Source organism: Nocardia sp. MDA0666 (assembly GCF_003023875.1).
Classification (GTDB): domain Bacteria; phylum Actinomycetota; class Actinomycetes; order Mycobacteriales; family Mycobacteriaceae; genus Nocardia; species Nocardia aobensis.
On sequence record NZ_PYHT01000011.1, the window covers coordinates 96,205 to 108,672 of the forward strand.

Consider the following 12,468-nt stretch of genomic DNA (forward strand, 5'->3'; position numbering starts at 1 on the left):
TCGCGGGGTCAGGATCCGGCCTCGTCGAGCACCTCACGCAAGCGGTTCAAGGTGCCACGCCATCCGCGCTCCATCGCATTGCGGGCCATCTTCTGCCGCCGATCGCCGATGTCGAAACCGGTCTGGGTCAACAACACTCGCGTCCCGCGTCCCTGCGCCTCGAGCACCCAGTCGACCACCCACCGGGCCGGGAACTTCGCCCGCAGGTCGATCCACGTATACGTCAGTTGTTCACCCATGCGGGCCGCCAGCACCTCACACGCGATCTCCGCGCTCGGCTCGGTCGGGACGGCGAAGATGAAATGCGTGCCCACCACGGGTTCGAGCCCGATCGACCGCATCAGCCAGCGTTCGACCAGATCCGGTTCGGTCAGCGCCCGCCACAGCAGCGCCGGCGGGTGCGGGAAGAATCCGCCGATCTCCACCGCGGCCGGATCCAATTCCGATTCGTAGGTCACCGGCACACCCCCGGCCCGAATACATCCATGCCGACGAGCATTCCACGTCGCCGGGCGGCGGCGGCGGAACCGGCCGGTCGGCAATGTCACCCGTCGGATATCGCCGTGGGCGAGGCGAATTAGGCCCCGCGGTCAGCTCGACGGCCGGACGGTGACGGTCAGATTCTTCATGATCGGCTGATCGCTCTGCGTGCTGTAGTCGCCGATCGCGCACAGCACGTTCAGTTCGGGCATGTACCCCGCCGCGCAGCCGGGCGGGATGTCGTAGGGGACGACCTTGTAGTTGCGGACCGTCCGGCTCGGGTTCTGGAAGGCGAGGCAGGCGATCCTGCGGTCGATCGCAGCTGCCTGGATGGCTACGGTCGCGCCGAGACTGTGGCCCTACACACCGATCCGCCGCGGGTCGATTTCACGACGTGTTTCCAGATAGGACACAGCGTTGCGGACGTCGTCGACGTAACGCGGACCTGGTCACTGCGGAACATCACGTGCTCGACAGTCATGTCATTCGCCTTTCACCGTGGTGGGGTGTGTGTTGATGGTGGGTGGGGTCCAGTCCCAGAGGTGAGCGGACTTGCGGGCGCCGATACCGCTGCCTGCCAGGCTGGTCAGCCTGGTCATGAGGCTGTAGGTGAAAGGGTTGGTGGACAGGCTGATTCGCGGGTCCTGGCGGGCCATGCGCTCCACCCGTTGGCTTCGGGGCCGGCGCAGCCGGTCGTAGCCCGCCAGGGCAGTGGGGATTTCAGTGTCGCGTGATAGTTGCGCGGCCAGCACGCACGCGTCCTCGAACGCCTGACAAGCACCTTGAGCCAGGAACGGAGTCATCGCGTGGGCGGCGTCGCCGAGTAGCACGACCCGGCGATCGGTGTACGACTCGAGCGGCTCGAGGTCGTAAATATCGTGGCGCAGAATCGATTCCGGCGGTGTCGCGGCCAGTATGGCGGGGATCGGGTCGTGCCAGTCGCCGACGCGGCGGTCGATCTCGGCGAAATCGTCGTCGTGTCGAATGCCGGGCTGGTCGCAGCGGATGGTGAGGAACCAGAACACGCGCTGGCCGGCCAGCGGGTGTGCTCCGAAACGTGCTCCGCGACCCCAGGTCTGGAATCCTTCGACCGGCCACACCGCGCCAGGCGTTGTGACCCCCCGCCAGCACAGAATGCGCTGGAACACCGGTTCGGGCGCAAGCGGGAAGATGTACCGCCGGGTTGTGCTGCGGATACCGTCGGCTCCCACAACCACATCGGCGGTGGCTCGCCGCGATCCGTCCGCAGTGCGATAGGTGACGGTGGCCTCGCTGTCGGATTGTTCGACGCCCGTAACCTCCGCAGCGGGGACTACGCATTCGGCCGGAAGGTGCGCGTGCAGCACACCGTGCAGATCGGCACGATGATTGGCCAGCAGTGCCGCATCACGACCTGGACGGAATCGCATGAGATAGCGGCCGTCCGGGACGCGCAGCGTCGCACCGGCCTGCGTTGGAACCGACACAGAACGCAAGTCGTCACCTACCCCTAGCGCATCCGCAGCGCGGACGGCGTTGGGTGCGAACGACCAGCCAGCCCCGACCTCGCCGATATCGGCACGGCGCTCCAGTACTGTGACCGACCATCCGGCTCGCCGCAGCCCGATCGCTGCGGCGAGCCCGCCGATCCCGCCACCAACTACTATCGCGGTCCGGCCACGCTCTGCAGATTCGGTCATCGCTTACCGTCCTTTCCGAAAGGCAGAGGTTCGTCGGTGAGTCGCTTGGCCATCCAGTCGTAAACGTTGTGCGCGGCCCGTAGCCGCCGGGACCGGGCCGACCCTGTTCCCGACAGGTCAATTCCCGTGGCGATGACATCACGGAACGCGGCCAGGGAGGCCACCCGGCGACGCACCACGGTTTCCCACGCGTCGTCGTCCATCCGGTAGTAGTTCGTGCGCTCACCCGGTCTCGAGCGGCGCCGTATGAAACCTGCATCGGTCAGCACTCGCATGTTGGTTGCCAGCGACGCCCGGCTCGCACCGATAACCCCGCAGATCTGCTCGGCGGACTGCTCCGCCGGATCGCAGATCATCAACCAGCCCAGGATCCGGCCCGCGATCGGCGGCACCCCGTACTCCGCCGTGCAGAACATCGTCACCTGCTCGACCCACTCCAGTAACCGTTCGTTGTCGGCACCCGGTTCGCTCATCGCCTCCGACCTCTTACATGTCTAGTAGTTTCAGTTCTTACTGAAACTACTAGAATAATGCAGCGCCGACGGTGTGAACGGACGGGTTGCGCCGCAATCTCGCCCATGACTTTCGATCAGCTCAACCGCCGTTCCACTTCCAAGGAAGTGGAACGATCGACGCCTCGCCCGGTCACGTCACGTCCAGTGATTGGCGACCAGGGCTTGCGCTGTTCGCGGAGATGGAACGCACCTCCACCGCTGAACGCGCCGCCCACGCCCGCGCGGTCGCCGAATCCACGGGCCGCCACATCGGCCTACCCGCCGCCTGGCCCGACGACAAGATCGACTACGCCCGACTGCTTCGTGAACAGGGAAACAGTCTCGGTGAAATCACGAACAAGACCGGCATCCCGAAGACCTCACTGCACCGCTACCTCACGCCGACGCCCGAACAAGAACAGTGATCGCGGCGGCTACCTGGCCAGACAGGGCTTCATGTACCGGGTGACACGATCGTTAACGGCACCCCTGATCACCGGCGTCGGCGCGGGGCTCGCGTGCTCAGCTTCGAGCTCGACGCCGGAATCGGCTACCCCGACGGCATCGATTGCGCGGTGCTCACCGTCACCCCGCAACTGGAGAGCGACTCCGTGGTCGCCCTGCTGGCACACGCGAATACCGGCCGTTGGGCCTGTGTCGTGCCCGAGCCGTGGTTGCAGACACTGCGCCCGGCGCCCGGAGTGCGCGTCCTCGCGCTGCTCGATCCGTCCGTCACCGCCCGGATCGCCGTGATAACCCCCGCCGCCGAACCGGCTCGGTACTGACCCGCGCGGTCCTCGACACCGTCCGTCGGACAGCCATCGACGACACGTTCCGTCGCGCATCGGCTTTCGCGGCGCGGTGATGCGCGCGGCGTTACCGTAGCGATCGTGAAGGTACAGCCGGGTCTGTCGGCGGAATTCAGCGTCGAGGTCGGTGCTGCCGATACCGCGGTCGCCGTCGGTAGCGGTGACGTGGAGGTGCTCGCGACGCCGCGGGTGGTGGCACTGGCCGAACACGCGACCGTGCTGGCATTGCGGGGCAAGCTGTCGTCGGGACAGACATCGGTGGGGATCGAGGTTTCGGTGCGGCACCGGCGGCCGAGCCCGCCGGGAACGGTGCTGACCGTCGCGGCGCGGCTGGCCGAGGTCGACGGTCCGCGGCTGGCCTTCCGTGTCGTCGTGCACGACGGTGATGTGCTCGTGGCCGACGGCACCATCCGGCGCACGATCGTCGACCGCGCATCGTTTCTCGCCCGCGCCGGTGAACGCTGACTCGTCGCGCGCAGGATCTGTCACCGGATCGCCCGTGCCAACTAGAACATGTTGCCCACGCTGATTGGTGAAAATGGGTCGATGCCGCCGTCGGCAGTGATGGTGTGTTACCCCCGTCGACCGGCAATTTCGGCGCTTCTCTCGCTTCCTGACCGTTGAGTCACTAGTCTGAATATGAAACGTGTTCTAGTGTTGTGGCGAAGTTCCAGCGCCGGAAGACCAGAGGAGTCACCCCGCCATGCATACCGAGATCTGCGAACGACTGGGCATCGATGTCCCCATCTTCGCTTTCACCCATTGCCGCGACGTGGCCGCCGCGGTGAGCAACGCCGGCGGGCTCGGCGTCCTGGGTGCGGTCGGTTTCACCGCCGAGGAGCTGGAGGTCGAACTGGCCTGGCTCGATGACCATGTGCACGGCGTGTACGGTGTCGACCTCGTCATCCCGTCCAAGTACGAGGGCAAGGGCATCGACGGCCTGAGCCCCGCGCAGCTGGAAGCCGAACTGGCCAAACTGGTTCCGCAGGGCCACCGCGATTTCGCCGAGAAGATCCTCGCCGACCACGGCGTCCCGAAACTGCCCGAGGACGAACATCACGAGCAACTGCTGGGCTGGACCGCCACCACGGCCGGTCCGCAGGTCGACGTCATCCTGAAGCACCCCAAGGCGAAGCTGGTCGCGAACGCGCTCGGCACTCCGCCCGACGACATCATCAAGAAGGTCCAGGATTCCGGTCGTCTGATCGGCGCACTGTGCGGTTCGGTGAAACATGCGCTCAACCACAAGCGCGCCGGCCTGGACTTCGTGGTCTGCCAGGGCACCGAGGGTGGCGGCCACTGCGGTGAGATCTCCTCGCTGGTGCTGTGGCCGCAGGTGATCGACGCGGTGGGCGATCTGCCGGTGCTCGCCGCCGGTGGTATCGGCAACGGCCGCCAGGTCGCCGCCGCCATGTCGATGGGCGCGGCGGGTGCGTGGACCGGCTCGATCTGGCTGACCGTCGAGGAGGCCAATGTGCCGCCCGCGCAGATGCAGACCTACATCGACGCCACCAGCCACGACACCGTGCGTTCGCGGGCGTGGACGGGTAAGCCCGCCCGCATGCTGCGCAACGACTGGACCGAGGCGTGGGAGCGTCCGGACACCCCGGATCCGCTGGGTATGCCGCTGCAGATGATGGTCGCCCTCGACGGCGTCAAGCGCGGCCACCGCTATCCCGAGGCGGCCAAGGACGTCAACTTCAACCCGGTCGGCCAGGTCGTCGGCATGATGAACAAGGTCGAGCGGACCTCCGACGTCATGCAGCGCCTGATGGAGGAGTACCTCGAGGCCTGCGAGCGGCTGAACAAGCTCAACAGCTGACATCACCTGTCCGGCAGGGCCGTCGCGCCCTGCCGGACAGTTCTGTCCAGGTATCGAAGCGGATACGGAAGCGGCTGGTGCACTTGCGGTTTGCCGGTGCCGGTTGACACTCTGTATTCGCGATGAGAAGTACATATGGTGAACGGCCCGAATGCGGCCGGCAAGTTGATCAGTACCCCGCCGTCCGGATGTTTGCTCGGATTGCGCTCGAAGGCACCGGATTCCGGTCTCGGGCATTCCGCGGTCCCCGGCGCGTGCCCGACGACACGATCGGGGCGCGGCGGTGAAGATTTCCTCTCCCGGCATGCGCCGGTTGGTCGCGATAGTGGCGCCCGTCCTCCTCGCCGTCGTGCTCGCGGTGGTGTACAGCTTCATCGACGAAGGGGGCAAGAAGAACGATCCGAAACCCGATTCCGCTGCCGCCGCGACCTTTTCCGGTAAAGAAGTCAACGCGCTGCTGGGGAAACTCGTGGTCGCACCGGAAGCGCCGATGACCGGGTACAGCCGCGAACAATTCCCGCATTGGGATCAGAACACTCCCGACCACGGATTCGGCGACAAATTCGCTCAGTATGCGAAATGCACCACCCGCGATGTGATGATGCTGCGCGACGCCACCGGCTCGGTGACACTCGATGCCGCGACCTGCAAACTGAGTCTCGGCAAGGACGGCGGCTGGCGCGACCGCTACGGCGTACTCGACGCCAAGACCGGAAAACTCAAGCCCTACAAATGGATCACCGATCCCGCCGGAGTCGACGCCGAACATATCGTCCCGCTGGCCGAGGCCTGGCGTTCCGGCGCGCAATCCGCCGACACCGATACGCGCCGCAATATCGCCAACGACGCGATCAATCTGGTCGCCTCCGACCCGTCGGCCAACCGGTCCAAGGGTGATCAGGATGCGGCGAATTATCTGCCGCCCGGCGTGTTCCGGTGCGAGTACGTTCAGCGCTACATTCGCATCAAGGTAAAATACGGTTTGACCATCGACACGGCGGAACAGACCGCATTGCGCACCGCGGTCGACGACTGCCTCCACCGAGGAGAGTTCACATAGGCGACATCATCGAAATCACCGGTAAGGCCGCCGTCATGACCGACGAGGAAGGGACGGTGTCCGGCGAACTCGATGTCACCGTCGACGAGCAGGGCCGGGGACTGGTTCGCTATCGGGATACCGAAACCTGGTATCACATCGGCAATCTCGATGGCGAACCCGCCCGCACCTGGACCGACGTCGCCGAACTCGTCAGCGCGATCGAGGCCGGTCGCGGCAACCGCGACGCCGCGGGGAACGTGATCCCGTTCGAGGCCTGAGCGCCGGCATGCGGCGCCGCGTTGCTCAGCGCAACGATTCCGCGCGCTCCTTGACCGCCGCGGTCATGGCGCCGAAGCCGGAATGCAGTGCCTTGCCGAGCGCCAGCGTCACGACCGGCCGCAGCAGGCCTCCCAGTTCGAAATGCGACCGGTACCGAGTGCGGCCGTTGTCGAGGGGCGTCACGGTGTGCGAGCGCAGGCTGTGCAGGATCCCCAGCGGCACCGGCTTCATGCTGTAGCTGAATTCGGTTCCGGGCGTGTGGGTCCGAATGTATTCGACCTGCTTGCGCGGTTTCGGCGAACCCAACCGCACATGCATCTCGATCGGATCGCCGGGTTCGAGCGTGCTGCGGCATTCGGCGACGAACGGATTCCACTCACCATAGGTGCCCAGGTCGGTCAGCACCTTCCACACCACCTCGGCGGGTGCGTCGATCTCTACGGTGTCATCGATCACGAAAGCCATGGCGGCAACAATACTGAAACTTGTTCCATCAGCGATACCGCGGGCCCGCTCATCGGCCGACGCCGGGCTCGGGCAGCGTGAGCGATTGCGTGATCAGCAACCGCGCCGCGCGCGAGACGCGGGCGGTGTCGCCGGTGACGAACCGATCCTGCAGCAACCCGCGCACACCCGAAACGAGCAGGGTGGCGGTCGATTCCGGATCGGCGACGGTGGGATCGAAGCTCTTCAGCACATCGGTGAGGGCGGTGACCAGGACGTGCACGGCGTCCTCGCCGTAGGAACGGAACGGACTTCCGGGCACCGCGGCCACCCCCATCACCTGCAACAGCACGCGCGTGCTCGACACCCACTCCGTGGTGATGTTGACGCTGAACGATTCGATGAGACGGCGGCGAAGAGCCGGGAGGTCGGGAACGTCGGCGAACATGCCCGGGATGTCGGGGCGCTGGGTCTCGAGCGCCGCGATCAGCATCTGCTCCTTGGTTCCGAAATAGTGGATCAACATGCGCGAGCTGGTTCCGAGATACTCCGCCAGCGGACGCAGCGACAGTTCGGTCAATCCGTATTCGCCGATGTAGGCGATCACCCCGGCGAGTAGTTCCGCGCGCCGGGCCTGGTCGAGTGGTCGAGGCACGTGTTGACTGTAGCGGTCGCTACGGGTATCCATATCCGCATGAGTGTAACGCCTGCTACACAAACCTCGCGGAATGTCGTCGTCACCGCCATGGCAGCCACCACCTGCCTCGGCCCCGATCTCGACAGCACCTGGTCGGCGCTGCTGGCGGGCAAGAGCGGGATCGGGCCCCTCACCGACGAGTTCGTGACTCGCTACGACCTGCCCGTGCGGATCGGCGGGCGGCTGACCGAACACCCGGGCGCTCACCTGACCCGCATCGAACAGCGTCGGCACTCCTATGTGCAGCAGTTGGCGCTGGTGCTGGGCCGCCAGGTGTGGTCGCAGGCGGGGGTACCGGAGGTCGACGACGAACGGCTCGCGGTGGCGATCGGCACCGGACTCGGCGGCGGCGACGCCTTCCTCACCGCGGTCGACGCGATGCGCGAGGGGGGTTATCGCAAGGTGCCGCCGCTGACGGTGCCGATGGTGATGCCGAACGGTCCGGCCGCCCGGGTGGGACTCGAATTCGGCGCGAAGGCAGGTGTTTACGCGCCGACCTCGGCGTGTTCCTCGGGTGCCGAAGCGATCGCGCACGCGTGGCGGCTGATCCGCACGGGGGAGGCCGACGTGGTGATCGCCGGTGGCGTGGAGGGATATATCGAAGCCATCCCGATCGCCAGTTTCGCCATGATGCGGGCGATGAGCACCCGCAACGACGAACCGGGGCTGGCCTCACGGCCTTTCGACCGCGACCGCGACGGGTTCGTCTTCGGCGAGGCGGGTGCGCTGTTGGTGCTGGAATCGGAGGAGTTCGCCCGCGCCCGCGGGGCCGCCGTGCACGGCCGGATCCTCGGCGCGGGAATCACTTCCGACGGCTACCACATCACCGGTACCGATCCCGACGGCGCGGGCGCCGCCCGGGCGATGCGCAAGGCCATCGACGCCGCGGATCTGACCGCCGCCGATATCGACCACATCGACGCGCACGCCACCTCGACCCCGATCGGTGACGCCTCGGAGGCCAATGCCATTGCGGCCGTGGCGAAGCACGCCTCGGTGTACGCGCCGAAATCCGCGCTCGGCCATTCCATCGGTGCGGTGGGCGCGCTCGAGGCCATCCTCACCCTGTGCACACTGCGCGATCAGACCGTGCCTCCCACACTGAATTTCGACAATCCGGACCCGGGTGCCGACCTCGACATCGTGCACGGGATCGCACGTCCACAGCGAATCTCACAGGCGCTCAGCAATTCCTTCGGCTTCGGAGGACACAACGTCACACTCGCATTCGGGCGAGCCTGAGGTCTTCTTCCCCAGCTGTCTCCGGGGATGTGGAACAACCGCTGTTCACGCTTGTCCACCGGTCGCTGTGGATGACACGCCGACTGTGGAAAACATCGTGGAACTGCGGTAATGACAGGACATTTCACCCATACGGCGACGGAAAACTCTGACCGGCAGCATCTTCGAGCGAGTGTCGAGCAAACGGACGGCACCCGAGGCCGCGCCCGGCGAGTCGGCTGTACACACCTGTCCGCTCGCAACGAGGGGCGCCTCTGCGGAGTAGTACCGCCGTCTGCCGTTGTGTGGTGATCTACGGCCTCACCGCGCAGCGCCGCGCCCAGGCCGCGCAACGCTGCGCGCGGTGCATGTGTGCGCACACTGCCGTTTCAGGAGGTATCCACCACCATCGGCCACACGTGCGGGATCGGATCCCGGCGAGGGTAAACCTGGTGCGAGCCGGTGACCTCTGATTCGCTACCGTTTGAGATGAGGGGTCAGCAGGGTCGAGTGGTGAGGGTTGTGCGCGCAATGGGTGAAAGTTCGATCACGTGGGTCGACGGCGCCGTGGTGACGATCGATCAGCGCGCGCTGCCGCACGAGGTGCGCACGCTGCGGCTGACGACGGTCGATCAGGTGATCGACGCGATCGCCACCCTGGCCGTGCGCGGCGCCCCCGCGATCGGCGTGACCGGGGCCTTCGGGGTCGCTCTGGCCGCGCTCGCCCATCCCGGCGAACCGGCGCGGGTCGAGGCCGAGGCCGCCCGCATCGAGGCCGCCCGGCCCACCGCGGTGAATCTGTCCTGGGGCGTGCGGCGAGCCCTGGCGAAATTCGCCGACGGCGGTGCGCCGGGGGTGCTGGCCGAGGCCCAGGCACTGCTCGCCGAGGACGGCCGGGTCAACCGGGCCGCCGCCGAACACGCGGCCGACCTGGTTCAGCGGCTGTGTCCGGGGCGGCCGTTGCGGATGCTCACCCACTGCAATACCGGCCGCTTGGCCACCACCGCCTTCGGCACGGCGATCGGGGCACTGCGCGTCCTGCACGCCCGCGGCGTGATCGACAGCGTTCTGGTCGACGAAACCCGCCCGCTGCTGCAGGGCGCCCGCCTGACGGCGTGGGAACTGGCCGAGGCCGGCATTCCGCATCGGCTCACCGTCGATTCCGCCGCCGCCTGGGCGATGGCGACCGGGCAGGTGGACTGCGTGATCGTCGGCGCGGACCGCATCACCGCCGACGGTTCGGTGGCCAACAAGATCGGCACGTACGGACTGGCACTGGCCGCCCGCCACCACGGCATCCCGTTCATCGTGGTGGCGCCCGAATCCACGCGCGATGCGGCGACCGCGACCGGCGCCGATATCGTCGTCGAACAGCGCGGGTCGGCCGAGATCACGCACTTCGGCGACTATGCGGCCGCCCCCGAGGGCACCGCGGTCTTCAACCCGGCCTTCGATGTCACACCGCCGGAACTGGTGACGGCGGTGGTGACCGAGAACGGGTTGATCGACGAGGCGAATCCGCTTGCGGCGCAGGCGATCGCCGGCCTGGCCCGGGACCTCTACGGCCGCGGCTGGATGCCGGGGACCGCCGGCAACATCTCCGTGCGTGACGGCGCCTTCCGGGCGGCATCGGACAACGGCTCGGTCACCGCGGGGCCCACCGCAGTGGTCACCGGCAGCGGTCTGTCCAAGGGTGAGCTGACCGCCGCCGATATGGTCCGGGTGCGGATCGAGAACTCCGAACCCGTGGCCGGAGACCGGCGCCCCTCCGCGGAGACCGCGATCCACACCGCGATCTACCGCACCACCGAGGCCGCGGCGGTGGTGCACGTGCATTCGCCGCGGGCCACCGCGGCCTCCGTCGGCGCCCCGAATCCGCTGCGGTTCATCGGCTTCGAATTGATCAAGGGTCTGCGCTCCGGCGATACCATCGACGTTCCGGTCTTTCCCAATCACGCCGATGTGTCGCTGATCGGCGCGGAGATCGAACAATATCTGCGCGCGCATCCGGCGGCCCCGCCGGCGCTGTTCATCGCCGGGCACGGCATCACCGCCTGGGGCGCCGACCTGGCGCAGGCCCGCGACCGTGCGGAATGCCTGGAGGCCCTGTGCGAACTGGTGTCGCTCACCGGACGCCGCGACATCTCCACCGACCACATTCTCGAGGAGCAACCGCAGTGACCCTGTTGCATATCGCGGCCGATGCCGATCCGGCCGACGTGCGTCTGCGCACCACCGATCCGGAGCGCATCGCGGCCGAACTGGCCACGCGCGGCATCGTATTCGACCGCTGGCCCGCCGAGACCGTGACCGCGGACATCGCGTCCGAGCAGATCCTCGGCCGATACCGGGACCGGATCGGCGACCTCAACGCCGACGGCCGCTACCGCCATATCGATCTGGCCCGGCTGCATCCCGACGACAACGATCCGCACTGGCCCGAGCAGGCGAGCGCGGCGCGGCAGAAGTTCCTGTCCGAACACCGCCACGCCGAGGACGAGGTGCGCTTCTTCGTCTCCGGCCGCGGCTGCTTCTACCTGCACCTGGAACCGGAGGTCGTCGCGGTGGTCTGCGAGGGCGGCGATCTGGTGTCGGTGCCCGCGGGGACGCGGCACTGGTTCGATATGGGCACCCGCCCGGACTTCGTGGCCATCCGGTTCTTCGAAGAGGCCGACGGCTGGATCGGCGATTTCACCGGCGACCCCATCGCGCAGGGCTTTCCGACGCTGGACGAGCTCGTCGCCGCATGAGCGACCTACGAGATGGCGAAGCCCTGACGGTCCGCGCAATCGTCGTGGATATCGAGGGCACCACCAGCCCCACCAGTTCGGTCCGCGAAGATCTCTACGGCTACACCCGCCGACGGCTGCCGCAGTGGCTGGCCGACGAGACCGACGACGCCGCGAGGACCGTGATCGAGCAGACGCGCGAACTGGCCGGGCGGCCCGACGCCGATCTCGACGAGATCGCCGAGATCTTGCGTGGCTGGCTGGATTCCGACGTCAAGGCGGCACCGCTGAAGACCGCGCAGGGCGTGATCTGCGCTCAGGGCTTTCGCGAGGGCGCCCTGTTCGGCGAATTCTTTCCCGACGCGCCCGAGGCTCTGCGTGCCTGGCATGCCGCCGGACTCACCCTGTGGGTGTATTCGTCGGGTTCGGTTCGCAATCAACAGGATTGGTTCGCCCACGCGCGTGGAGGCGAGCTGGCATCGCTGATCGGGGGGTGGTTCGACCTGGTCAATGCCGGACCCAAGCGCGAGGAGCAGTCGTATCGCCGCATCGCGGCCGAGATCGGCGTGCCGGCGGGAGAGATCCTGTTCCTGTCCGACCATCCCGACGAACTGGACGCCGCGGTGGCCGCGGGCTGGCAGGCCGTCGGCGTCACCCGCGCCGGTGAGCCGAATTCGCCGCGACCACCGCACCGGTGGATCGGCAGCTTCGCCGAGCTGGATCCGGTCGCGGCCGCCCGCTGAGCGGCCGCGCCGAATCCTCTGCTCAGGAC

15 protein-coding genes are annotated in these 12,468 nt (G+C 67.2%); 10 read left to right on the forward strand and 5 right to left on the reverse strand.

What is annotated here, in order from left to right; genetic code table 11:
• Positions 1-8: 8 nt before the first annotated feature.
• The 3 genes from C8258_RS17365 to C8258_RS17375 form a co-directional block, all read right to left on the reverse strand.
• On the reverse strand, positions 9-458 hold the full coding sequence (locus C8258_RS17365; protein ID WP_106956150.1) for an SRPBCC domain-containing protein: 450 nt from the start codon (positions 456-458) through the stop codon (positions 9-11).
• Positions 459-962: 504 nt separating this feature from the next.
• On the reverse strand, positions 963-2,159 hold the full coding sequence (locus tag C8258_RS17370; protein WP_106956066.1) for an FAD-dependent monooxygenase: 1,197 nt from the start codon (positions 2,157-2,159) through the stop codon (positions 963-965).
• Positions 2,156-2,632, reverse strand: a complete 477-nt coding sequence (locus C8258_RS17375; RefSeq protein WP_106956067.1) for a GbsR/MarR family transcriptional regulator — start codon at positions 2,630-2,632, stop codon at positions 2,156-2,158. The genes C8258_RS17370 and C8258_RS17375 overlap by 4 nt, the downstream gene beginning before the upstream one ends.
• Before the next feature lie 86 nt (positions 2,633-2,718).
• Here C8258_RS17375 and C8258_RS17380 point away from each other — a divergent pair, with 86 nt between their 5' ends.
• The 6 genes from C8258_RS17380 (at position 2,719) to C8258_RS17405 (ending at position 6,604) form a co-directional block, all read left to right on the forward strand.
• Positions 2,719-3,078 (forward strand): hypothetical protein, encoded by a 360-nt coding sequence (locus C8258_RS17380; protein WP_199195742.1) that lies wholly within the window; start codon positions 2,719-2,721, stop codon positions 3,076-3,078.
• Between the two features lie 93 nt (positions 3,079-3,171).
• Positions 3,172-3,438 (forward strand): hypothetical protein, encoded by a 267-nt coding sequence (locus tag C8258_RS17385; protein ID WP_199195743.1) that lies wholly within the window; start codon positions 3,172-3,174, stop codon positions 3,436-3,438.
• Between the two features lie 105 nt (positions 3,439-3,543).
• Entirely contained in the window at positions 3,544-3,927 is a 384-nt protein-coding gene (locus C8258_RS17390) for a thioesterase family protein (RefSeq protein ID WP_106956068.1), read from the forward strand.
• A gap of 238 nt (positions 3,928-4,165) precedes the next feature.
• The gene (locus C8258_RS17395; RefSeq protein WP_036501291.1) at positions 4,166-5,284 is read left to right on the forward strand and encodes a nitronate monooxygenase family protein; all 1,119 of its coding nucleotides are present in this window, start codon (positions 4,166-4,168) and stop codon (positions 5,282-5,284) included.
• A 283-nt stretch (positions 5,285-5,567) separates the two neighbouring features.
• Complete coding sequence (locus C8258_RS17400) at positions 5,568-6,344, forward strand: HNH endonuclease family protein (RefSeq protein WP_233225149.1); 777 nt, start codon at positions 5,568-5,570, stop codon at positions 6,342-6,344.
• A gap of 35 nt (positions 6,345-6,379) precedes the next feature.
• On the forward strand, positions 6,380-6,604 hold the full coding sequence (locus C8258_RS17405) for a hypothetical protein (RefSeq protein WP_083870769.1): 225 nt from the start codon (positions 6,380-6,382) through the stop codon (positions 6,602-6,604).
• A 25-nt stretch (positions 6,605-6,629) separates the two neighbouring features.
• Here the strand turns inward: C8258_RS17405 and C8258_RS17410 are convergent, their stop codons facing one another.
• Both C8258_RS17410 and C8258_RS17415 read right to left on the reverse strand, forming a co-directional pair.
• Complete coding sequence (locus tag C8258_RS17410) at positions 6,630-7,070, reverse strand: SRPBCC domain-containing protein (protein WP_106956070.1); 441 nt, start codon at positions 7,068-7,070, stop codon at positions 6,630-6,632.
• Positions 7,071-7,119: 49 nt separating this feature from the next.
• On the reverse strand, positions 7,120-7,704 hold the full coding sequence (locus tag C8258_RS17415) for a TetR/AcrR family transcriptional regulator (RefSeq protein ID WP_106956071.1): 585 nt from the start codon (positions 7,702-7,704) through the stop codon (positions 7,120-7,122).
• A gap of 39 nt (positions 7,705-7,743) precedes the next feature.
• Between C8258_RS17415 and C8258_RS17420 the strand changes: the two genes are divergently transcribed.
• The 4 genes from C8258_RS17420 (at position 7,744) to mtnC (ending at position 12,439) form a co-directional block, all read left to right on the forward strand.
• Positions 7,744-8,988, forward strand: coding sequence for a KasA/KasB family beta-ketoacyl-ACP synthase (locus tag C8258_RS17420; RefSeq protein WP_106956072.1), 1,245 nt, complete (start codon positions 7,744-7,746; stop codon positions 8,986-8,988).
• Positions 8,989-9,498: 510 nt separating this feature from the next.
• Positions 9,499-11,148, forward strand: a complete 1,650-nt coding sequence (gene mtnA / locus C8258_RS17425; RefSeq protein WP_106956073.1) for an S-methyl-5-thioribose-1-phosphate isomerase — start codon at positions 9,499-9,501, stop codon at positions 11,146-11,148.
• Positions 11,145-11,717 carry an acireductone dioxygenase gene (locus C8258_RS17430; protein ID WP_106956074.1) on the forward strand — a complete coding sequence of 191 codons (573 nt, stop codon included), beginning with the start codon at positions 11,145-11,147 and terminating at the stop codon, positions 11,715-11,717. Before mtnA ends, C8258_RS17430 begins: the two co-directional genes overlap by 4 nt.
• The gene (mtnC, locus tag C8258_RS17435; protein ID WP_106956075.1) at positions 11,714-12,439 is read left to right on the forward strand and encodes an acireductone synthase; all 726 of its coding nucleotides are present in this window, start codon (positions 11,714-11,716) and stop codon (positions 12,437-12,439) included. The genes C8258_RS17430 and mtnC overlap by 4 nt, the downstream gene beginning before the upstream one ends.
• Positions 12,440-12,468: the final 29 nt, after the last annotated feature.